We start from the raw sequence: 20,744 nt of genomic DNA on the forward strand, positions 1-20,744 counted from the left end.
ATTTTTCGTTGTTCTTCAAACAAAAACTATAAACCCTCGAACTGCAATTTTGATTGGTAAGTGACCAATTGATGTAGTGCGCAGGGTAAAATAATAGAGAGTGGGAAAGTGACAACAATAAATAATAATATTCTAAAAGTAGCAGTAGGTATGGCTATGCTATCGAGTGTGCCTTCAGTGGCAAATGCTCATGGTTGGTCTGAATTTCCAAGCGCACGTCAGAACACGTGTTACGAGCAAGGCGGGATTTGGTCGGGTACACCACCGAATGCAGCATGTGCTCAGGCGAAAGATATTTCTGGCTCTTACCCGTTCGTTCAACGTAACGAGTACGCGAAAAATATCCAAGATTTCAACAATTTCAATGCTGTAAAAGCGGCGATTCCTGACGGCACGCTATGTTATGCCAACGATTCGCAAAAGCGCGGCATGGGTGCGCCTCATACTGGTTGGACTCGTACCGAGCTAAGCACTGGTACATTTGAATATGTATTCAACGCGACTGCGCCACACAACCCTTCATTTTGGGAGTTTTACCTAACGAAGCCGAACGCAGACCTAAGTAAAGGCCTAGCGTGGGGTGACTTAGATCTTATCCAAGAAGTGGGTAATGTCCCTGTAAGCGGTGGCAAATACCGTATCAATGTGACTATTCCTTCAGACCGTTCTGGCGATGCAATCCTATATGTGCGTTGGCAACGTGACGATGCCGCGGGTGAAGGCTTCTACAACTGTTCAGACATCACTATCGCGGGCGGTACAACCCCTCCGCCAGATCCTACACCACAACCTGATCTAGTACGTGGCGACTTGTTCGTATCTGACCAGTTTGGAACGCCAGAAGTTGGCGACACAGTTAAGTACGACGTCATCAACAAGTATGGTGAAGTAGCGCGCAGCTTCGACATCGTCATCGACGCTTCAAACGTTAACGATTGGGCTCGTTTGTTGGCTTCAGAAATCAACGGTTGGCATGAAGAGTTTAAAGATGGTGCTATCTTCATTGGTGACTGGCATGCTGAAATGCAGCACTACATGTACTTCCAAAACGATCCGTCACGAAACTTCTTCAACTCAAAGGATAGCCGTGCTTCTGGTCAGTTAACGCTGATTGATGGTGGCGACGGTGGTGTTGAACCACTAAAAGGCGATATCTACGAATTAGTGAAGAGTGACAACGTAGTGAATGCTGGCGATAAGGTTGTGATTGCAACGAGCGAAGCAGCAAACCTAACTCAGACTCAAGGTTCTGCAGTTAGCATTCAAAATAACGGCACGGCTTCTATCGTAGTTGATACCACTGCGATTACAGCGAACGAAACTTTGTCATTCATTGCTAGCTCTATTGAAAGCGAAAGTGTTGAAACCTTCACGTTCGAAGTGATTGCTGATGACGGTGGCGTAACACCAGACCCAGATCCAACGCCGGATCCTGATCCGACTCCTGACCCAGACCCTACGCCAGATCCAGGCACTTGGGATTCATCAGCGACTTACCTTGGTGGTGAAGTCGTGACTTACTCGAACCAGTCATGGAAAGCACAATGGTGGGTTCAAGGTGGTACAAACCCTAAAGCGACCTACGAAAACGACCAATGGGGCGTGTGGCGTCCAGTTAACTAGTTAATTAGCTTTAAAGTAATAACCAAGACACCACACTTTTTTCCGAGTGTGGTGTCTTTTCTTATTGGAAAGGCTTAATAAACGAAATAGGTTTGATTTCTGTTGGTTTTATCCTTCCATATAGTAAAAGAGCGTCACAAACATCAACTGGTCGATAAGTAATAATTGTAAATCTGTTCAATGGGTGGCGAGGGTTTTATGGAACTAACCAGTAAGCAAGTTGGAGTCTTTAAAGGAATGGCGTTGGCTATGTTAACCGCCATTGTTGCAATCTGGGCAGCGATCGTTTTAGACCCCTTCAATTACGCCCAAGCCAGTATGCTAGAAGATAGGGTGACAGTTTTAGGGCTTTCTCTGATACTGCCGACCTTGATGTTAATCGTCTCTATTGGGCGTTTAGCCAAGTATCGGTTCTTCAGCCCAGAAGATATCGATGGCAGTGGGTTAACGTCCGGCACAAAGCGAGCCATCATTTTGCAAAGCATGCTTCAAAATACCTTAGAGCAATTAGTTATCGCAGTCGGTGTGTATACGGCGTGGTGTTTGTTGATGCCCTACGCTTGGTTATCGGCGGGACTCGTGTGTTCAGTGTTGTTTTTTATGGGGCGTATCTTCTTTTTCAAAGGCTACAGTCATGGAGCACCGGCAAGGGCTTTTGGTTTTGCATTAACCTTCTATTCAACGGTCGTGCTGTGCTTAGTATTGGTGGTTACTCAAGTTATATCTCTTTAAAATCAGTGGCTTGATTTATTATCATTCCTAAATTGCGTAAGGTTTAGTTCTTTATTCGTAGAACAAAATGGTAAAATTCGAATCGATTGAACTTCATTCTTTTCAGAACACCAGTATCTCAACTCTATATCAGATTTAATCAAAACAATCTTTCCTAACCTATTGTTAAATATTTACTATTTGATAATGTGTCTAGGTGCACATTAAGGATGTGTTTCATATTTAGCGAAGAGAATAGTAGGAGTTGCGATGAGTATTATAGTAAGACGGTCTGAACCGTCGGATGCAAAGGGAATCAAAGAAGTTTACGAATGCACTAATGCTTATACCGGTACGCTGCAACTCCCAAATCCATCTCTGGAAAGCTGGCAGAAACGAATCTCTAATATGCCCGACAACGTGTACTCGTATGTAGCGTTAATCGACGATGAGATTGTTGGCAACTTGGGAATGGAAGTGTGTGTGAACCCAAGAAGACGACATGTCGCTTCATTTGGTATGGGTGTTAAAGACGATGTGTTAGGTAGAGGCGTTGGTAGTCAACTGCTCGCGACCGCGATCGACTTGTGTGATAACTGGATTAACATCAAGCGAATGGAGCTCACGGTATATACCGATAACGAAAGAGCGATTAGCCTGTATAAGAAGTTCGGTTTCGTGATTGAAGGAGAGTCTGCAGGGTTCGCTTTTAGAAATGGCGAATATGTGGCGGCTTATCACATGGCGCGACTGGTATAACATTCGATTACAACTAAAACAGGTAAAATTAACACACGGCTGCAATTTACACGCAGTTGCCATCAGACACAGCTAAAATTAACTGACAGATAATAAAACGCCACGTTATTTAAACGTGGCGTTTGCTATTTTAGTTCGCTGGTGCTTTAAACAGCTACTGTCATAACCTTAGTTCAGTCGTAAACTTAGTTAAGCCGTTAGTGGCTCAAGGTTCGCAGGGCGGTAGTGTACTGACTTTAGTACTTTACCTTGGCGAACAGTCTTGCCTTCAGATACGAAATCTTCCGCACACTTAGCGATGATGTATTCGCCTTTTTGAACCGCCATCAGCTTGATGTTCTGCTCAGCATAGAAAGCTTCTGTTTCAGCGTATTCTGTTTCGTTGCGACATACTTTGCTCATGTTGCTTGAGTGTACTTCATCCCAGCAAGGCAGAAAGTCAATTGAACGGTTTTTAGAAACATTCAACAGTAGGTCGATCAGGTAGCTGATTGCTAGGTTGTCTTCTACCTTAGCTTGACCAAGGTGAACCAAGCGTCCCATCAAAACATAAACGCTGTCTACAATAGCGTCCGCTTGTTCGATTTTAGAGTCAGCTTCTGCAAGTTCTGTCAGTTCTTCGATCGCTAGAGAGGTATGTAGCGTATCGCCTTTTTCGTCCATTGTTTCAGGAGCAGCAACAGGCAGATCAAAAGTACTGCGGAACTCTTCAATGTCGCGGTAAAGGTGATCGTAGATTTCTTGGCTTAGTTGAGAAAGGTTCATTTTCCTATCCATTCTGTTTCGTTAATGGATTATTTTACCAAAGCTAGGAATAGGGTGCTAACGCAAAGTCGAAGAAGTCGACTTTTATTCGTTGGACCAATGAGGTATTTTGCATACAAACTAATTGATTATTATGTTTTTTTACACTTTACTCTTTTTAATATACCAAATATTAATGTTGTCATTAACTTCGGCAGCAGTGGGACTCCATTTATGAATCAAGCTAGTGAAAGTGAAATTGTTATACGCCGCTTGTATCAAATCACCAATGATTATCGAAAGGGCTTCGATATTCAAATCGCTCAGCTACTTATTATGGGGCTTGAACGCTTCAACCTTGATATTGGTATCTTATCGAAAGTCGATGGTAATGCTTATGTTGTTGAACATTGTGTTACGCCTGACGGGGTAGAGCTCAATAGCGGTGACACCTTCGATTATCGTTCAACCTATTGTGAAATTACTTGTAAATCGATTGGACCTATCTGCATAGAGCATTGTGGCAAACACGATAAGTATGCGAAGCATCCTGCTTACCAGTCTTTTGGTTTGGAGTCTTATATTGGGGTACCCATTTTTGTTAATGATGAGCTTTATGGCACCTTAAATTTTTCAAGCCCGGCACCTTACCATCGCGAGTTCAAAGAGTTCGATGTCGACGTGATGAGGCTAATGGCGTCATGGATAGAAGTGGAACTGGTTAGAAGGCAGCAAGAGCGAAAACTCAAAGAACTGAATGAGAAGTTAGAGTACCAAGCTATGTACGATCCTTTGACACACCTGCCGAATCGACGTTGCTTGTTTAAAACGTTGAACGCAGAAGTGGAACAGTTAAAAGGATCTTTAGGAAAGGGAACCTTGGCGGTTGTCGACATCGACTTCTTTAAACAGGTCAACGACACTTATGGCCACCAAATGGGTGATGTTGTATTAAAGAAAGTGGCGAACGTGCTGAGTAATAACACTCAAGAAGGTGAGTTTGTGGCACGTTTTGGTGGTGAAGAGTTCATTCTTTGGTATCCAAATAAAAACCCAAGTTGTGTTGAAGATAAGTTCATGACTCTTTTGCAAGAGATGAAGAAAATCACGCTTGATAGAAAGCCTGTCACTATATCAATCGGTGCGTGTCATTTTGAGTTGAGTACAGGTGATACCAAAGGGGAAAGGATGTCGGCGTTAGATAAACTAATCAAAGTTGCCGATGAATGTCTGTACATTGCGAAACAGAATGGACGAGATCAGTTCATTTCTCGTCCATATCATCAAGAGCGCTCAGGAATATGAGCGATTAACTGAACTATTAGCTAAACAAGTAAGGGAACAGTTTACGGCGTTCTTCTGGCGTTAAAGACTCAACTCTCGCGATGTTGGTATCAGGAATCGCTTCGGGATTAGGGTAGTGCTTTAATACTTTTTCCATACTTGCTTCACGAATCAAATGGTAAACCGGATAAGGAGAGCGATTCGTTAGGTTCTCATCGTCTTCTGGGTCTGCGCCACCAAAACAGTAGTCTGGATGAAAGGTGGCCACTTGATAAGTGCCTTCCCAATCTTCTTGTTTGATCAGGGCTTCAATCCAATCAATGAACATGTTGTAGTCGAAAAAATCTTGCAGCATGTTAGGAACAACCACCAAAGTTGTCTCTAACTCGGCAACCGGTGTGTTATCTAACTCAACAAAATGCGTCATGATGTCTTCTAGTAACACTTCTTCGGTTTCTGCTTCGCTCACAAAGATCTTAATTTGCTTATTACGTTGTGGCTTAGCTGCGAATGGACACAGGTTTAGGCCAATAACGACATCGTCTAACCACTGTTTTACTTGGTCGTGGATGGTTTGAAGATCTGTGCTTTGAGTGTTCGACATAACAGGTTCCGAAATGAAATTTTGCGTAGGATATCAGAACGGACGTTAATCAAAAGCAATAATTGAGTTACAAACTCAGTCGTAGTTATGCTTGTGCGAGTTTGGATGTAGATACTTGTAGTTGTTTCAACTGGTAGACCCATGCAAATATCGCGACATAGAAGATAGAGCCGCCTGCAATCACGCCATTCCAACCAAACAGTTGCCAGCAATACAAAAGTAAGAAGCCACCTAAGCTTCCGCCTATATAGTAATGGACTAAGTAAAGTGCCGTTGCTGTCGCTTTCGCGCTCGGCGCTTTTTGACTCACCCAAGAGTAAGCAAGGGTGTGGGCGAAGAAGGCGCCGCCGCTAATCAATAACAAGCCTGCCAACATGAACGGGACTTTATCGACCGCAGAAACTAACATACCGATTAAGCTAATGCACACGCCCATCATGATACCGTTTAGCGGATCAAAGCGAAGCGTCCATTTGTTGGAGAGCTTAGAACTCACTGTTCCGGCCAAGTAACATAGGAATATAAGCGATGCTAAACCCACTGGCACTGAGTGAGGATCAGAGACCAACCTAAAGCCCATGACCGAATACAGGTTAACGAACAGGGCGAAGTTAGCGCCACCAATCAACATCGCGAGCCATAAGGTACGGTTTTTTAAGTGCGTCACTACCGAGCGATTATGATGAAAGAACAGCCCTTTCTGCGGTTTGAAGTTTTGTTGGTCAGGCAGGCTATACGCAATATAGAGTGCGCCAAGCAAAGAGCCGACAACGAAAAACAAAACCGTTGCGTGCCAGTCAAAATAATCCGTAATCAAGCCGCCCAATACACGCCCGAAGATGCCACCTAATGAGTTAGCCGCAATATAACCGCCTATCGCGACTGCGAATGCTTTCGGTGATAACTCTTCGACCATGTAGGCAACAGCCACACCTGCAAAAGCAGCAACCGCTATTCCCATGAATGCTCTGGCAATAACAAGCTGTAGTAGGGTAGTTGTGAACACCATGCTCAGTCCGATTAGCGGGATAGCAAATAAGCTGAACAGAATGATGGGTTTTCGGCCAAAGGTTTCAGAAGCGATTGCCCAAGGCACCAAGCTGATGGAAAGCCCAAGTGTTGTCGCGGCAAACAGCCAGTTGATCTGAGTTTCCGATACTTGGAAGTGCTCCGCCATGTGCGGCAAGATTGGCTGGAAGAGGTAAAGGTTACAGAAAATGATAAACGAGCCAATTGCCAATGATTGGGTGATGCGTTTGTATTGAGGACTGCCTTTATCAAACATTTACGTTGAGCCTGCGCGAGTTAGTAAGCTATTTGTGAACAAATTATCAGTACAAGCGTGATTAAAGAAATATATTAAAAATATCACCTCTATATATTTAATATATCGCCATGCTTGAATCAAAACCACTTCGTCATTTCTTAGCTGTTGCGCAGTTTGGTAACTTCACTCAAGCCGCCAAAGCGCTGCATATCGCGCAGCCTGCATTGAGTATCTCCATTAAAAAACTCGAACAGACGCTTGAGCTGATTCTCTTCCGTCGTGGAGATAAATCCGTCACTCTAACGGAAGAGGGAAAGGTACTGTTTGAACATGCGAAGCGAATATCCCAGCAGTTTGATGATGCTCAACTCGCAATGAATGAGCTAAAGGGACTGGAAAAAGGCGAGGTGCGATTGGGCGCTCCAAGCATGATGGGGAGTTACTTTTTCCCGCAAGTTGTGATGGCATTTAAAAGCCAATACCCAAACCTCAAGTTGACCTTGATTGATGCGGGCACTGAATCGATTAGGGAGATGCTATTAAACGGCGAACTCGATATTGGCGTAATCAACCATGAGAATGTCCCTGATGCTTTCGAAACCGACCACTTGTTGAGTTCTGAGATGCTCGCCGTTGTCGGTAAGGAACATCCGTTAGCACAGCAGCCTTCGATGACCTTTGAAGAATTTTTCGCTCAAGAGCTGATCATGTTCAAGTCGGGTTATTTTCACCGTGACTTTATCGACGCAACGTGTAAAAAATACAACCTAGACATGACCATCGCATTCGAAACCAACTTGCTCCCGATGATTCTTTCTATCGTGAAGCGAGAGTTTGCCATCACTGCGCTGCTTAGCTTGGTGACAGAATATGAGGAAGACGTAGTAGGCGTGCCATTTAAAGACCCTGTGAAGCTGAACCTATCTTTGGCGTGGAGAAAGGAAGGATATCTGTCCAAGGCAGACCGAACCTTTATTGATTTCGTTAAGCGGTATGTGTAGCGAATTTTATATGTGAGTAATTAATCTGAACTAATATCTCATTATTATCTTATTATGCGATGTGTATCACGGTTTGTAGTGGTTGTATTAAGTGTTAGTAATTTACTAATCGTACGGCATATTTAATAATCCCTACTCGTTATTGGTATGGTGTTCCATTAGTATGAAATGTGAATGTAAAGAGCAAAATCTGGTTAGGATTCATAGAACGTTGTTGGATCGTTTCATTGGTATAAAGGGAAGATACCAGTGTATGAACTGCGGTGTGATTTTTAAAATTAGAGGCAAATGACCGCGCTCTAAGAAAAAATGCGGTTGGAATAGAGATATAAGGCCTGTGTTAAACTGGCAAAACCGTTTCTGAGTAGACTAACGTTGATTTCTTCGCTTCCACTTTAAATGTCTGTGGATCGTAACCAGTTAATTAATGGCAGTTATTGTTTTTTGATCAAAGTTGCCAGTGATCATTATATTATTCTGTGAAAAATGTGAGCTCTACAATATGGTTAACCAGGGGGGACTAAGAGATATTAATGGTCTTTAAGTTAATCAAAATGGTAACCCTAGCCCCATGAAGTGCAAGTGCAAAGAACGAAGACTCATTCGAATCCGCAGAACATCAGTCGACAAAGTCCTTGGTATAAAAGAGAAATACAGATGCGCGACGTGCAGCGGTTTTCTTAAGGTGAAAGGTTAGTGTTGACAAAGGGTAGAAGGTATCGATTTTCGATACCTATAAAACAAAGCCCGAAGATCCTAGGTTGGACATTCGGGCTTTGTTTGTAGAAATATAAGTCTCTTAAGTCACGTTAAGTGTTCTTTGAGTTATACATCTTATCGAAGTTCTTCTGATTCCAACCGACCATCACTTGATCGCCGATCTTAAGCACGGGGATAGAACGAGCACCCATCGCTTGTAATTCTTTGCGGCCACGCTGCATTTTTGCATTCGTCAGGCGGTAAACAATTTTCTTAGAGTCCAAATAGCGCTGGGCATCTTTACAGTGCGGGCATTTGTCTGCGACGTACAATACAACACGTTTCATTTTTACAATCTCTTTTTGAGTCTAGCTCTTGGTGAATCTCGCTAAAGTGTAACGAATCCTAGGTGATTAGAAAAGTGTGATCAGTTACACTATGCGGCTCAATTTTCAAGACCACAACGTATTGTCGTGGTGTAACTTGTACGGTCTTTCAGCATGCATCCTTCTTTACGCTATATTCAAGGCTATCCTAAGCACATTCTTGATCCTGTGACTCAACTTGTTGAGTCGGGTAAATTGGTGCCGTGGTTTGAAGCTCGCTACCCAAAGAATCATGAAATCAAAAGCGAGAAAGCCCTGTTTGACTATGCGATTGAGATAAAAAATCGCTACATGAAAAAAACACTACCGATCAGCAAGGTGATTTACGACGGCAAGATACACCTAATCAATAATGCGTTGGGTCTTCATTCTTACGTTGCGAAGAATCACGGTGGAAAGATCAAATCAAAGAATGAAATTCGTATCGCCAGTGTTTTTAAAAATGCACCAGAACCTTTGCTGAGAATGCTGGTGGTACATGAACTGGCGCATATCAAAGAGAAAGAGCACGACAAAGCCTTTTACCAACTATGCTGTCACATGGAACCGGAATATCATCAACTTGAGTTGGATGCCCGTTTATTCATGATGTATTTAGATTTAAAGAAGTAGCCCAATGAGCCAATCACAAAATAGAACTACGTTAAGCCTGTCGAAAAACAGCACTTCATCAGCAAAAATAAAAGACAATCAAGCTGATGTTAAGCCAAGTACAGCTAAGCCGAGCAGCGACAAGCGTATTTCTACCAAGAACACATCGGATAAAAGCCGCAATAACAGTGCACCGAAAGGCGCTGGTAATAACAAAGCAAAGCGACCTTTTGCAAAAGATAGCCAAGGTAAGCAGAGTGCGAATAAAGGATCAGCGAATAAGGGGTCTTTCAACAAAACGGCTTTTAATAAAAACGCAGCCCAAAAAAGACGTTCGGCTGAAAAACCTCAAGGTGGTTTGCACCCAAGAAATCAGCACACTGGTCGCTATGACTTCGAGTTATTGGTTTCCGCGTTGCCTGAGCTAAAAGAGCACCTGATCAAGAACCCAATGGGCGAAGACACCATTAATTTCTCTGATCCACTAGCCGTTAAGCTACTCAACAAAGCTTTGTTGGCGCATCATTATGGCGTTAAACATTGGGATATTCCCGCTGGTTACTTGTGTCCGCCAATTCCTGGTCGTGCAGACTACATTCACAGAGTGGCCGACATTCTTAATAGTGATGGCCAAGGTGAACCTTATAATCATGCTTCTGTGAAAGCATTGGATATTGGTGTTGGTGCAAACTGTATTTATCCAATTATTGGTGCGACAGAGTATAAGTGGCGCTGCACGGGAACTGATGTCGATTCAGTCTCTATCAAAACAGCGAACTTCATTGCGGGAAGTAACCCTAATCTAAAAGGTAAGATTCGCGCTCGCCTACAAGCCGACTCTGAATCTATCTTTAAGGGCGTGATTAAAGATAATGAACGTTACGATGTCACAATTTGTAACCCTCCATTCCATAGCTCTTTAGAAGAAGCGGAAAAGGGTTCACAACGTAAGCTGGATAACCTAGCGGCAAACCGTGCTAAGAAAGCCGGTCAGTCGTTCAAGCCAGAAACGAACAAGAAGTCAGTTAAGTTAGATAAATCAACTAAGCAAGAGAAACCAACCTTAAACTTTGGTGGCCAAAAGTCTGAACTTTGGTGTCCGGGTGGTGAAGCCGCTTTCATTATGAAGATGGCGAGAGAGAGTCAACTTTTTGCTACTCAAGTCTTGTGGTTTACGACATTGATTTCTAAGAAAGACAACGTCGATATGGTTCGCTCTGAGCTAGGTAAGCTACGAGCTAAACAAGTGAAAGTGGTCGAGATGTCGCAAGGCCAGAAGGTGAGTCGCTTTATCGCATGGACCTTTATGGACGATGAGCAAAGACAAGAGTGGATTGCGCTTAAATAGCGGCTGCACTTAGTTAAGACATTAAGCTGAAATATGGACGGGCTTGTTGTTAACGCAACAAGCCCGTTTTTTGTGTTTTGCATAATCGTTAAGCAGAAAGCAATTCATCTAATTTACTCTGATACTTCTGCTCTAGAGCACTATTACCCGCTTTATTTTCGAGATCGACCAAGATTTCAAGCGATGGAATTTGATAGCCATAACGCTGGTGGAATTTGAATAAACGAAGTCGAGCGTCATTGTAATCGGCGTCACTCACTTCGATTTTTGATAACTGTAGTATCGATTTTACGCGGTTTGGGTCATGGTCAATCGCTCTGCTGAAGTAGTATTTTGCTTGGTCGGTATTACCAGCCTTAAATGCACAAAACGCCGCGTTTTCATAACTTGCTGAGACGAGATAGTAGTAGGGCTGGTCGATGGCGCGATTGAAGTACTTATCGGCTTGTTCGTATTCACCCTGTTTACACAAAAATGTACCGTAGTTGTTCAATACATTGCCGTTTCTAGAATCTAGACTCAATGCCTTTCGATAAGTAGATCTTGCTTCGTCTACTTCGCCCACTTGTTCGTAGTAATGCGCCATTGAAAGCCTAGCACGGTAGTAACTAGGTGCGTGTCTAATTGCGAGCTCGAGATTTTCACGCGCTCTGACCATATTGCCTTGTCCCATGTAGCCTAAGCCTAATTCAATTCGAGATTCAGACATCGCGATAGGATCACTTTCAATCTTTGGTGGACCTTCAGTGACAGAGACGCAACCGACTAATGAAAGCGAAGCGAGTAGTACCATACTTGATAACGAAAGGGGACGGGATAACGAAAAGGGTTTAGATAATAACGGCTTGGCAGGCATGTGAAGCTCCTTATGAACACCAACCCATCATATGAAATCAAACCCATTGAAGTGGTAAATCTATTATGGAATGCGACTCACACACCATAAAAAAACCGCGTTCAATTCGTCATTTTATCAATAACCTATTGAACACGGTTTTATGTGTTTGTGAATCGGAAGTAAGAATCTAATCGTCTTTGGTAAAATTGTCTTCGCTGAAATGATCTAGATCGTAAGGCGTTTGTTGGTAAACGCAGTAGTTTAGCCAGTTAGAGAACAACAAGTGTCCGTGACTACGCCAGCTTGCAACGGGCTTGTTGTCTGGGTTGTTGTTCGGGTAGTAGTTGATTGGAATCACAGGCTCCATGCCTTCACCCAGATCACGAATGTATTCATTGTGAAGTGTATGGGAGTCGTACTCAGGGTGACCCGTTACAAACACGTTTCGCTTATCTTTGGTCGCCGCTAGGTATACGCCCGCAACATCAGACGTCGCAAGAACATCTAGATCTGTATGCTCCGCTAAGTACTCCTGAGAGAAGTCAGCATAGCGAGAGTGCGGTGCCAAGAATGTATCGTCGAAGCCACGTAAAATAGGGTGGTATGGGTTATGTATCTCGTGGTTATAAACACCAGACAACTTCTCTTTTCGAGTGCGTTTTGGTAAATCATACAGTAATTTCAAACCAGCCTGAGCTGCCCAACACACGTATAGAGTTGAAGTAACGTGCTTGTTTGCCCATTCCATGATGGTTTTCAGATGGTCCCAGTAGATTACATCTTCAAATTGAACCAAGCCAAGCGGTGCACCAGTAATGATCAATCCATCAAAGTTTCTGCTTTTGACCATTTCAAATTGGCGGTAGAAGTTATCAAGGTGTTCAGTCGGTGTGTTTTTACTTGGTCGGTCATCAATGCGCAGCAGCTCTACATCCACTTGCAATGGGCTGTTTGATAGTAGGCGTAAAAATTGAGTTTCAGTTTCAATCTTCTTCGGCATTAGATTGAGGATCAAGACTCGAAGTGGACGAATTTCCTGTGTCGATGCTCTTGATAACGGCATAACGAAGATGTTTTCTTCACGAAGAACATCGGATGCTGGCAATTGGTCTGGAATGCGAATAGGCAAAGCTTTCTCCCTAAGCTAGATATGTAGACGTCTATACATCTAAATCTATAGTAGTTTGATACGCTTGTCGACATGCAAAATGGATAGATGTAAATAATTTGTGTTTTCTATCAGAAGCAAGACAAGGGCTTCGAGGGTAGTCTCATTGTATTCAGTGATTATCGGAGTCGTGTGTGAGGACTTGGTTTTCGTATACTGAGCAAAGGCAGTTATCAGAGAAACTCGTTACTATTTACGATAAACTCATGTTTTCGAATTAGCCTTTAAAGTGACAGATGAAGTTAATACTCATTCGAGGGTTGCCCGGTTCTGGCAAATCAACAAAAGCAAAAACCTACGATGCATTGCATGTTGAAGCCGATATGTATTATGTGAATGAGCAAGGTGAGTACCATTTTGACCCTAGGCAGCTGCAACAAGCTCATGAGTGGTGTCAAAACACGGCTGAAAACGGATTAAAGCAAGGGCTTGATGTGGTTGTTTCGAATACCTTTGTTAAGCATTGGGAAATGAAGGCCTACCGCCAACTTGCACGTAAATATAAAGCCGATTTGATCATTGAGGTTTGCCGAGAGCAATATGGCAGCATTCACGACATCGAACCGTCGGTGATTAAGCGTATGGCAAAAGACTGGCAAGAATAGCCTCGTACTTATCCAGCTTGGCTGAATGGCAAATAGAATTAAATTAATAGAACAACTCCAAGGTAACGATTGAAATGGCAAAGCGCTCTGTTGTGGTCGACATGACTTCTTATGGTATCTATTCCACGTGGGATTCCAAATCTAAAGATCTTCCAAAAATCCAAGAGTTCACTACCACCGTTGATGCTGAAATCGACGTAGAATTTGGCTATATCTTGAATATCAAAAAAGCCAAAGGTGAGAAGATCCGTTATTGCATTTATCACCCAGACATCACTACAGACAAAGGTGAAGTGCTCGAACCGTTCGACGGCGAAGAGTATGTCGGTAACAATGATTGGGATTTCTACTTAGGTGACACTATCTGGGCGCCTGTCTCGAACAAGCTGGGCAAATGGCGCATGACGGTCGAGCTAAAAGGCAACATCATCGCCGACAAGACATTCGACCTAGTAGCAAAAGACGAAAGCCAGTTTTGGAAGCGTAGAGGTTTTTAGGCTAGAATTTCTGGCTAAATTCAGGCACAAAAAAGCCGAGTCACATGTGAACTCGGCTTTTTGATATTGGCTAAATGGCTTTCACCACCTAGTTACCAACTAAGATTATTGTGTTACGTAAGCCACTACAAACTCAGTGATTGCAACCATGTCTTTCACTGCAATGTATTCTTCAGTGGTGTGAACTTTCGCCATACCAGTAGAAAGGTTAACCGTTGTTAGGCCTTTCGCGTTGAAGTTGTTTGCATCGCTACCACCACCAGTGCGTTTAGTGTTCGCAGTTACGCCAAGCTTCTCAAACGCTGATTTGATAGAAAGAATATGCGGGTGATCGTCTGCAATCACGAATGCATCGTAAGCACGAGTAGATTCGATTTCTACTTCAGCGCCGAACTGCTTCGCACTCTCTTGGAATGTAGAGATCATGTGCTCAACTTGAGCCGTTAGCTTCTCGCCGTTTAGAGAACGCGCTTCTGCTACGACTTTAAGCTCTGGCATTACGATGTTAGTCGCTTGACCGCCTTCAACAATACCGACGTTTGCTGTCGTTTCTTCATCGATACGAAGTAGGTTCATCTTAGTGATTGCGTCTGCTGCCACTTGAATTGCGCTGATGCCTTCTTCTGGCGCTAAACCAGCGTGAGCAGGGCGACCTTTGATCTTCGCAACAATCTTCTGCTGGCCAGGTGCTGCATTTACGATGGTACCAATCGGGCCGCCTGTATCAAGTACGATAGCGTGCTCAGATTGGATGTAAGACATATCGAAGTTCAAAGAGCCGAATAGACCGCCTTCTTCGAATACAGTAAATGCAATCTCAATAGTTTTGTGTTCTTTGCCTTCCGCTTTAATTACGCGAACCGCTTCCATGATAGCTGCGATACCAGACTTGTCGTCACCACCCAGAATCGTGTTGCCTTTTGAACGGATGATGCCGTCTTCGATGATTGGCTCAATGCCGATACCTGGTGTTACTGTATCCATGTGGCAGCTGAATACCGTGCTACCTGAAAGAGTGCCATCTAAACGTGCATAAATGTTGAAACCGTTTGACACTTCTTCTGGAACAGCCAGTTTATGTACGTCAAAGCCTAATTCGCCTAGCTGCTCAGCCAGCGCTTCAGCAATGGCTTTTTCGTTACGTGATTCACTATCGATTTTCACAAGATCGCAGAAATGGTCGACAAGGCGTTGTTCATTAATTTGGGTCATTGTTAATTCTCATTATGTTTCCGTTCTTTCCTTAGAAGTCACGGCTATAGGAACAGGAAAATCACTATAACGCCTTTTTGTAGGATGATTGTCTGAGTTAAATCAAGAAAGTCGCCTGATTATTCCAAATAATAAGAAAAACCTTACTCAGATCCACCATTAAGCAGGATTTTAATCTGTATATCTGTCGGGTATAATGTTTAACCGCTTTTAAAAAATCTCGATGAAATTGGAATGCAATCAATAATGGCACTGATAAATGAATAGAAACAATGTGTTAGGTTCATTTCTTTTAGTCGTGCTGATGAGTGTTGTGCTTGGGCTGTATTTGCTTTATCCAACTTATGACGATGATTTAAAGCATATTCGCCCTGAAAACCCGAGTGTTTATAGTCCAGAGAAAGAGTTATTACTCTCTCAATATGGAACTGCGTTGATTGGTATTCTCGATGTATCCCGTGGTGACCCTAATTTAGCCTCTCATCAACTCGCCACTCTCCAAGCCAAGCTCCCAGACCAAAATAAAGCCATCTACCGTGCTTACGAATTGATGATTTTGTCGAACCTTGCACAACACAAGCTAGATACCGAAGCCGTTTCAGAATACGTCAGACAGATTAAAGCGCTCGCACAACACGAACATATGGCGTGGCTAAAGGCTCAATCTCTCGTTGAATTAGCAATTGAACATATCAGTAAAGGTGAGCTGGCGGAGTCTGAAATCCAAATCAGAGCCGCGATAGATATCGCAGAATCGCTCCACTATGAAGAGTTGTTGATTAAGGCCTATAACACGGCGGGTGTCATCAACAATATCCGCAATGACTTTCCGGAAGCTCAATACTTTTTCCATAAAGGCTTAGACCTTGGCAAGAAGTACCCTCAACACATCTACAACAGTAAGTTAGTGTCAAACATGGCACTGCTTTATATCTATTTGGAAGACTGGCCAAAAGCGCTCAAGCTGATTAAAAGAGCAAAAAAACTCTATTACAAGAGTGGACTACTCGAAGCGTCTACCATCGGCGTGCTGCATGTGAATGAGTCTTTTGCTTATCTGCGCAGTGGTGATTTGGTCAAAGGTCGAGAGGCGTATCAGAGTGCGGCTAAGCTCAATGGCGACAACGTGAGTGAGCGATACAAAATCATCCTGTTAAAAGCAGAGAGTGATGTGTTGTTGGCGGAAAAGAACTTTGAGTCAGCACGACAAGTCGCAAACCTGTGTCTTAGGTACCCGGGCGTGGACAAATATACACTTCAGCTAGGTCAGTGTTATTTAAACAGAGCCTTAGCGAACATTGGTTTAAACCGAGATAATTTTGTCTTTGCTGATCTAAAGCGATCGTCTGCAATGTTCGATGTTGTGGGAACTCGAAGTTGGAAAGTCCTCGGTTTAAGAACACTTGCTGAATATTATGACTCGAGAGACGACAGCGAGAACGCACTTCGCTACTTCAAGCTTTATTACAAAGGAAATAAAGCACTGCTATTTGATAAGCGCCAGAGCGATATCTTTTTACTCGAGCAAGATTTCGCTACGGCATCATTAGCTCAAGAAAACGAACTGCTTAACGCAGAAAAAGAGTTGGGTGAGGTGACATTAGTTAAGCAGCAGTTACGGAATCGAATCGTTGTCGCCTTGGGTATCATGGTGATGTTCAGCGCAGCGTTACTTTTAATTCGGTTACGTTCGATCCAGAAGACCAATAAAGAGTTACTCAAGCAATCGACAAGATGCGAACTCACAGGCTTACACAATAGACGTTACTTGGAACAATTGTTAACTCAGCCGATGCCACATCATTTGTCATCGTTTGGATATACACTCGCTATTTTAGATTTAGACCGCTTCAAACAAGTTAATGACACTTATGGGCATGATGTCGGTGACCAAGTACTGGTGGAGGTCGCTAAGCGTTTAGAGCAAACCTTATCAAAAAACGATGTAGTGGCAAGATGGGGTGGAGAAGAGTTCGTTTTATTGCTGGCTGGGAATCAAGATCCTAATAGAGAGCTTGAGCTGATAAGACAAGCGATCGCTGACCGACCGATTGAAACGCATTCTGGGCTATTAGATTTAACCACATCGATTGGTGCGACGACTCATCTAACGGAACAACAGTTGAATAGCCGTACCTATAAGAAACACTTGAAATCAGCAGACGATGCTTTGTATCAAGCTAAGCAGTCAGGGCGCAATAAAGTGCTTATCGCTTGAACCCTCAAACTTGCTAGATCCCCTGTAATCAAGAAACCTGAACTTCAATAACTAAGCGAATAAGAGTGCCTACCTGAACTAATACAGCTATCTACTCTTATTCGCTTAATTCATACTGTGATTTGGCTTGGTGGGTTACTTAGCGACACCTTGAAGCATTTCAACTAATTCGCCTTCTGTCGCTGGTTCACTAGCGAGTTCAATCACTGCCGAAGCGCCGCCTTTTAACATGTAGGCTTGGGTTCCGCAGTGGTCATAGTGGAACCATTTACCATCTACACATACGTCGGTATAACATCTTGGGTCTTGTTTAAGTTCCATATCAATTTCCTTATTAACATTTGCCTAACGTTTTTCAGGCTAGTTGATCACAAATCTAGGTAAATTGATCTAAATCAATCTAGAGTGTAATTGATGATTTGATTATCAAAATAGGAGAGGTGTGTCTAGCGAAGGAGCTACCTCTCGCTGAGCACTGCGCTCAAAGGTCGTGATTCTGGTTGGCAACTATCGCTCTTTTTCTTGCCAGTTGATGCTTTTCTACATACGCTAGCCACTCTCTTAATCCCTATACAGACTTGATTGTGTTGGAAAATGACTAATATCTTTATCGTTGTAATTGTTCTGGTTGTGTTCTTTTACTTTATTCAAAAGTATGTGGTGAAACACGATGACACCAAAGACCATGCTTATCAGAAGAAAGGCGCGTTGATGTCGGCGCAACAGGCGACATTCTATAATGCGCTAAAATCCGCTGTGGGCAACCATGGGGAAGTGTTTGCTAAAGTCAGCATGTCGAACGTGCTTGTGCCAGCTAAGACGAACAATAAGAAGAATTGGTTTATCGCCAACAACAAGATCTCACGTAGTTACTTCGACTTTGTTGTTTGCGATCCGCGAACGCTAGAACCCCGCGTGATCATCGAACTTGATAACGGAAAAGAGCTCAACAAAGGCAAAGTCGACCGCGAAAAGCTACTGATTCACGTGTGTAAATCGGCAGGTTTACCTCTGATTGGTGCATCTATTAAACACAGCTATCAAGTGAGTCGTTTGAAGAGGTTGCTGGCAGCGCACATTGATTTAATCGAGCCATCAAAAGAAGTGCGCTTCTGTAAGAAGTGTGGCAGCCCGATGATCATCAAACTGGCAAGCCAAGGCGATTACAAAGGCCGACGCTTCTTCACTTGTAGCCGTCAGCCAAACTGTACGTATACCGAGAATTACAACGTCGTGTTCGATGTAGATGAGGAAACGAACTAATATCTTGAGTCAAAATACTCAAGACAGCCGTAAATAGCACAAAGCGTGTCGATGTATGTCGTCATTGAAGTTGAGATGAAATGTGATCTACTTCAAGCCATTGATCTGCTTTGTGTTTAAAATTTATTCTGATTGTTGTTTTTAAAAGCAAACGAACTGTTTTGTGCAAATTTATCCTTGCACGCTACCCATTCACTCGCTATTATCCATCTCGTTCTGAAGCATTAGCCACTTAGTAAAGCGGTTAGATAAGTTTCACAGCATTGCCCGCTTAGCTCAGTTGGTTAGAGTACTTGCATGACATGCAAGGTGTCACTGGTTCGAGTCCAGTAGCGGGCACCAAATTATACGAAAGAGCCCACCTAGCGTGGGCTTTTTTGTATCCTGAATTCCTTGTTTTATCAGGATCTTAGCCATTTCTTAGTCCCCCAAAAAGCCTCAGTGTGTCGTATTCACAGTTTAAAGTAATCTCTCAATAAGCCGCAGCCCAAAGATCACGTCGCCAAAAAGCAGGTATCCCGACCGTGTCGTAATAGATAGTCTTCTAAATGTACTGCAATTGCGCAGTGCTAATTAAAGGAGATACATTATGACAACAAGTAAAGGTAGTCGCGGTCCATCGAGTCATCCTGGTCCCGGAGGGAATTGGCCATCGACCACTGGTGGTAAATCAGGTCGTAATCGTGGTGTTGCACCAAGCAAAAAGTAATATTCCATGGGCCAGTAAAATGGCCCATTAATAATGAGGAATGACTAATGAGGCCAAGCTTTCCTTCAATAGGTGAGGTAGTGAAGGTCATACTTGATTGTTCAGGGATGATTGTCGGAGATTTGGAAGATGAAAACGGTGGTAATAAAAAGACCCAGAAGAAAATGTTATCCAGGTTGGCTAAAGAAGAAGGTGATCTAAACAACAACTTAAACGCAATTTTTGAACTTGGGCGAGAATATTTAGAGTTATATCTTAAAGAGTCGAAAGTCATTGATAGCATAATGCTTTGTTTTGAGGAACTGGTTGGAGAATATCGGCGAATTCAAGCAACTGAAGGAACCTATCTGAGTAAAAAGGAAACGATTAGGTGGCTTATTCAAGCTAGATTTATTGATATTTTTGTATATTCATATTATCGATATAGCCATTTTTACAACGTATCTTCTTTGGGTCTGAACTTACCAAGAGGGGCTTGGTGGTTGCCAAGTTCAAATGAGAACTCTCTGACTAAAGTATGGAATTGGATTTATCATAAATTTGGCTTATCTCAAACGAAATTCCATGATCCTAGCTTGTCTCCAACTGAGGAGGCGAGATTACCTTCCAAGCTTCACTCTCATAGACGGAAGCAAAATTTAGAAAACGCACAACGCTGGATATCTAGTAAAGCGTTACCTAGCTTATCAAGTTTGGTCACAAACCTAGAACAATCTATAGAGGTGCACAGATTAGTGTCTGGTATACATGTTTCGAAAGTGGAACGAGAGTCGTTTCTATTGGTCTTGATGATCGCAAGGTTATCCACAGCGGCGTTTAGGCAGATTAACGAAGCGTATGATATTGAGTTCTCAAAAGCTTTGTCTAAACACCTTTATGGGCAGAATCGACGTCTTAGAGAAGAACTAAGTTATTTTGTTAAGAATGTGCAAAAACAGATTTTTGAACAAAAGGTAATTGAAGCTGCCAGTCAAGACTGGGTGTGGAAGAATGAGACGGACTTTTTTTGGCGTTGCCGGGCTTCATGGGTCAATTGTGGTGTTGGGGAGCTATAGTCAATGCACCGACAATATGGTCAACAATTTAGTACGAATGAATGGATCAGAGCATCGTGCAATAAAATAACTCCTTTTGTAACTTTCTCTGAAATTCAAGCTACCAGAGAGACAAATAAAAATGTACCTCCGGATAACTTTTTTGAAATGATGGAAGCCGGG

20 protein-coding genes and 1 tRNA gene are annotated in these 20,744 nt (G+C 43.0%); 13 read left to right on the top strand and 8 right to left on the bottom strand.

What is annotated here, in order from left to right; genetic code table 11:
* Nucleotides 1–150 precede the first annotated feature (150 nt).
* The 3 genes from ITG10_RS15355 (at nucleotide 151) to ITG10_RS15365 (ending at nucleotide 3,093) form a co-directional block, all read left to right on the top strand.
* The gene (locus ITG10_RS15355) at nucleotides 151–1,623 is read left to right on the top strand and encodes a lytic polysaccharide monooxygenase (protein WP_206598103.1); all 1,473 of its coding nucleotides are present in this window, start codon (nucleotides 151–153) and stop codon (nucleotides 1,621–1,623) included.
* 180 nt (nucleotides 1,624–1,803) lie between these two features.
* On the top strand, nucleotides 1,804–2,355 hold the full coding sequence (locus tag ITG10_RS15360; RefSeq protein ID WP_017630512.1) for an MAPEG family protein: 552 nt from the start codon (nucleotides 1,804–1,806) through the stop codon (nucleotides 2,353–2,355).
* A 249-nt stretch (nucleotides 2,356–2,604) separates the two neighbouring features.
* Nucleotides 2,605–3,093 (top strand): GNAT family N-acetyltransferase, encoded by a 489-nt coding sequence (locus tag ITG10_RS15365; protein ID WP_017630511.1) that lies wholly within the window; start codon nucleotides 2,605–2,607, stop codon nucleotides 3,091–3,093.
* Between the two features lie 189 nt (nucleotides 3,094–3,282).
* On the opposite strand, the gene ITG10_RS15370 is transcribed toward ITG10_RS15365, so the two are convergent.
* Nucleotides 3,283–3,858 (bottom strand): nucleoside triphosphate pyrophosphohydrolase family protein, encoded by a 576-nt coding sequence (locus ITG10_RS15370; RefSeq protein ID WP_017059167.1) that lies wholly within the window; start codon nucleotides 3,856–3,858, stop codon nucleotides 3,283–3,285.
* A 213-nt stretch (nucleotides 3,859–4,071) separates the two neighbouring features.
* Here ITG10_RS15370 and ITG10_RS15375 point away from each other — a divergent pair, with 213 nt between their 5' ends.
* Complete coding sequence (locus tag ITG10_RS15375; RefSeq protein ID WP_017630510.1) at nucleotides 4,072–5,142, top strand: diguanylate cyclase; 1,071 nt, start codon at nucleotides 4,072–4,074, stop codon at nucleotides 5,140–5,142.
* Between the two features lie 16 nt (nucleotides 5,143–5,158).
* On the opposite strand, the gene ITG10_RS15380 is transcribed toward ITG10_RS15375, so the two are convergent.
* Together ITG10_RS15380 and ITG10_RS15385 are read right to left on the bottom strand one after the other, a co-directional pair.
* On the bottom strand, nucleotides 5,159–5,725 hold the full coding sequence (locus tag ITG10_RS15380; RefSeq protein WP_017630509.1) for a DUF1415 domain-containing protein: 567 nt from the start codon (nucleotides 5,723–5,725) through the stop codon (nucleotides 5,159–5,161).
* A gap of 85 nt (nucleotides 5,726–5,810) precedes the next feature.
* Nucleotides 5,811–7,010, bottom strand: coding sequence for an MFS transporter (locus ITG10_RS15385; protein WP_017630508.1), 1,200 nt, complete (start codon nucleotides 7,008–7,010; stop codon nucleotides 5,811–5,813).
* 110 nt (nucleotides 7,011–7,120) lie between these two features.
* Between ITG10_RS15385 and ITG10_RS15390 the strand changes: the two genes are divergently transcribed.
* Complete coding sequence (locus ITG10_RS15390) at nucleotides 7,121–7,993, top strand: LysR substrate-binding domain-containing protein (protein WP_016798589.1); 873 nt, start codon at nucleotides 7,121–7,123, stop codon at nucleotides 7,991–7,993.
* 809 nt (nucleotides 7,994–8,802) lie between these two features.
* Here the strand turns inward: ITG10_RS15390 and ITG10_RS15395 are convergent.
* Complete coding sequence (locus ITG10_RS15395) at nucleotides 8,803–9,039, bottom strand: glutaredoxin family protein (RefSeq protein WP_016786183.1); 237 nt, start codon at nucleotides 9,037–9,039, stop codon at nucleotides 8,803–8,805.
* A gap of 153 nt (nucleotides 9,040–9,192) precedes the next feature.
* On the opposite strand from ITG10_RS15395, the gene ITG10_RS15400 reads away from it, so the two are divergent.
* Nucleotides 9,193–9,690, top strand: a complete 498-nt coding sequence (locus tag ITG10_RS15400) for a M48 family metallopeptidase (protein WP_248386479.1) — start codon at nucleotides 9,193–9,195, stop codon at nucleotides 9,688–9,690.
* A gap of 4 nt (nucleotides 9,691–9,694) precedes the next feature.
* A complete protein-coding gene (gene rlmF / locus ITG10_RS15405) occupies nucleotides 9,695–11,017 on the top strand; it encodes a 23S rRNA (adenine(1618)-N(6))-methyltransferase RlmF (RefSeq protein ID WP_017630507.1) in 1,323 nt (440 codons plus the stop codon).
* Between the two features lie 88 nt (nucleotides 11,018–11,105).
* Here rlmF and pilW read toward each other — a convergent pair whose 3' ends face one another.
* Complete coding sequence (gene pilW, locus ITG10_RS15410; RefSeq protein WP_017630506.1) at nucleotides 11,106–11,873, bottom strand: type IV pilus biogenesis/stability protein PilW; 768 nt, start codon at nucleotides 11,871–11,873, stop codon at nucleotides 11,106–11,108.
* A gap of 169 nt (nucleotides 11,874–12,042) precedes the next feature.
* Entirely contained in the window at nucleotides 12,043–12,984 is a 942-nt protein-coding gene (gene metA / locus ITG10_RS15415) for a homoserine O-succinyltransferase (RefSeq protein WP_016798585.1), read from the bottom strand.
* Between the two features lie 275 nt (nucleotides 12,985–13,259).
* Between metA and ITG10_RS15420 the strand changes: the two genes are divergently transcribed.
* Together ITG10_RS15420 and ITG10_RS15425 are read left to right on the top strand one after the other, a co-directional pair.
* On the top strand, nucleotides 13,260–13,628 hold the full coding sequence (locus ITG10_RS15420; protein WP_017630505.1) for an ATP-binding protein: 369 nt from the start codon (nucleotides 13,260–13,262) through the stop codon (nucleotides 13,626–13,628).
* Nucleotides 13,629–13,702: 74 nt separating this feature from the next.
* Entirely contained in the window at nucleotides 13,703–14,125 is a 423-nt protein-coding gene (locus ITG10_RS15425; RefSeq protein ID WP_016788722.1) for a DUF3859 domain-containing protein, read from the top strand.
* Nucleotides 14,126–14,230: 105 nt separating this feature from the next.
* Here the strand turns inward: ITG10_RS15425 and ITG10_RS15430 are convergent, their stop codons facing one another.
* A complete protein-coding gene (locus ITG10_RS15430; protein WP_016788721.1) occupies nucleotides 14,231–15,337 on the bottom strand; it encodes a M20/M25/M40 family metallo-hydrolase in 1,107 nt (368 codons plus the stop codon).
* Nucleotides 15,338–15,596: 259 nt separating this feature from the next.
* On the opposite strand from ITG10_RS15430, the gene ITG10_RS15435 reads away from it, so the two are divergent.
* Complete coding sequence (locus ITG10_RS15435; protein WP_248386480.1) at nucleotides 15,597–17,555, top strand: GGDEF domain-containing protein; 1,959 nt, start codon at nucleotides 15,597–15,599, stop codon at nucleotides 17,553–17,555.
* Nucleotides 17,556–17,690: 135 nt separating this feature from the next.
* Here ITG10_RS15435 and ITG10_RS15440 read toward each other — a convergent pair whose 3' ends face one another.
* On the bottom strand, nucleotides 17,691–17,876 hold the full coding sequence (locus ITG10_RS15440) for a hypothetical protein (RefSeq protein WP_017059179.1): 186 nt from the start codon (nucleotides 17,874–17,876) through the stop codon (nucleotides 17,691–17,693).
* 273 nt (nucleotides 17,877–18,149) lie between these two features.
* On the opposite strand from ITG10_RS15440, the gene ITG10_RS15445 reads away from it, so the two are divergent.
* From ITG10_RS15445 to ITG10_RS15455, 3 genes are all read left to right on the top strand, one after another.
* Nucleotides 18,150–18,818 (top strand): DUF2726 domain-containing protein, encoded by a 669-nt coding sequence (locus ITG10_RS15445; RefSeq protein ID WP_017630504.1) that lies wholly within the window; start codon nucleotides 18,150–18,152, stop codon nucleotides 18,816–18,818.
* A 265-nt stretch (nucleotides 18,819–19,083) separates the two neighbouring features.
* Nucleotides 19,084–19,160 (top strand) — tRNA-Val (locus ITG10_RS15450).
* A gap of 447 nt (nucleotides 19,161–19,607) precedes the next feature.
* Entirely contained in the window at nucleotides 19,608–20,582 is a 975-nt protein-coding gene (locus ITG10_RS15455) for a hypothetical protein (RefSeq protein ID WP_128815190.1), read from the top strand.
* Nucleotides 20,583–20,744 lie beyond the last annotated feature (162 nt).

The sequence above is a fragment of the Vibrio sp. ED004 genome (assembly GCF_023206395.1).
Taxonomy (GTDB): domain Bacteria; phylum Pseudomonadota; class Gammaproteobacteria; order Enterobacterales; family Vibrionaceae; genus Vibrio.

What these genes read in the sequence shown, in the direction of transcription:
- ITG10_RS15355 (WP_206598103.1), top strand. Translation starts at nt 151, where the DNA reads ATGGCTATGCTATCGAGTGTGCCTTCAGTGGCAAATGCTCATGGTTGG.
- ITG10_RS15360 (WP_017630512.1), top strand. Translation starts at nt 1,804, where the DNA reads ATGGGTGGCGAGGGTTTTATGGAACTAACCAGTAAGCAAGTTGGAGTC.
- ITG10_RS15365 (WP_017630511.1), top strand. Translation starts at nt 2,605, where the DNA reads ATGAGTATTATAGTAAGACGGTCTGAACCGTCGGATGCAAAGGGAATC.
- ITG10_RS15370 (WP_017059167.1), bottom strand. Translation starts at nt 3,858, where the DNA reads ATGAACCTTTCTCAACTAAGCCAAGAAATCTACGATCACCTTTACCGC.
- ITG10_RS15375 (WP_017630510.1), top strand. Translation starts at nt 4,072, where the DNA reads ATGAATCAAGCTAGTGAAAGTGAAATTGTTATACGCCGCTTGTATCAA.
- ITG10_RS15380 (WP_017630509.1), bottom strand. Translation starts at nt 5,725, where the DNA reads ATGTCGAACACTCAAAGCACAGATCTTCAAACCATCCACGACCAAGTA.
- ITG10_RS15385 (WP_017630508.1), bottom strand. Translation starts at nt 7,010, where the DNA reads ATGTTTGATAAAGGCAGTCCTCAATACAAACGCATCACCCAATCATTG.
- ITG10_RS15390 (WP_016798589.1), top strand. Translation starts at nt 7,121, where the DNA reads ATGCTTGAATCAAAACCACTTCGTCATTTCTTAGCTGTTGCGCAGTTT.
- ITG10_RS15395 (WP_016786183.1), bottom strand. Translation starts at nt 9,039, where the DNA reads ATGAAACGTGTTGTATTGTACGTCGCAGACAAATGCCCGCACTGTAAA.
- ITG10_RS15400 (WP_248386479.1), top strand. Translation starts at nt 9,193, where the DNA reads ATGCATCCTTCTTTACGCTATATTCAAGGCTATCCTAAGCACATTCTT.
- rlmF (WP_017630507.1), top strand. Translation starts at nt 9,695, where the DNA reads ATGAGCCAATCACAAAATAGAACTACGTTAAGCCTGTCGAAAAACAGC.
- pilW (WP_017630506.1), bottom strand. Translation starts at nt 11,873, where the DNA reads ATGCCTGCCAAGCCGTTATTATCTAAACCCTTTTCGTTATCCCGTCCC.
- ITG10_RS15420 (WP_017630505.1), top strand. Translation starts at nt 13,260, where the DNA reads ATGAAGTTAATACTCATTCGAGGGTTGCCCGGTTCTGGCAAATCAACA.
- ITG10_RS15425 (WP_016788722.1), top strand. Translation starts at nt 13,703, where the DNA reads ATGGCAAAGCGCTCTGTTGTGGTCGACATGACTTCTTATGGTATCTAT.
- ITG10_RS15430 (WP_016788721.1), bottom strand. Translation starts at nt 15,337, where the DNA reads ATGACCCAAATTAATGAACAACGCCTTGTCGACCATTTCTGCGATCTT.
- ITG10_RS15435 (WP_248386480.1), top strand. Translation starts at nt 15,597, where the DNA reads ATGAATAGAAACAATGTGTTAGGTTCATTTCTTTTAGTCGTGCTGATG.
- ITG10_RS15440 (WP_017059179.1), bottom strand. Translation starts at nt 17,876, where the DNA reads ATGGAACTTAAACAAGACCCAAGATGTTATACCGACGTATGTGTAGAT.
- ITG10_RS15445 (WP_017630504.1), top strand. Translation starts at nt 18,150, where the DNA reads ATGACTAATATCTTTATCGTTGTAATTGTTCTGGTTGTGTTCTTTTAC.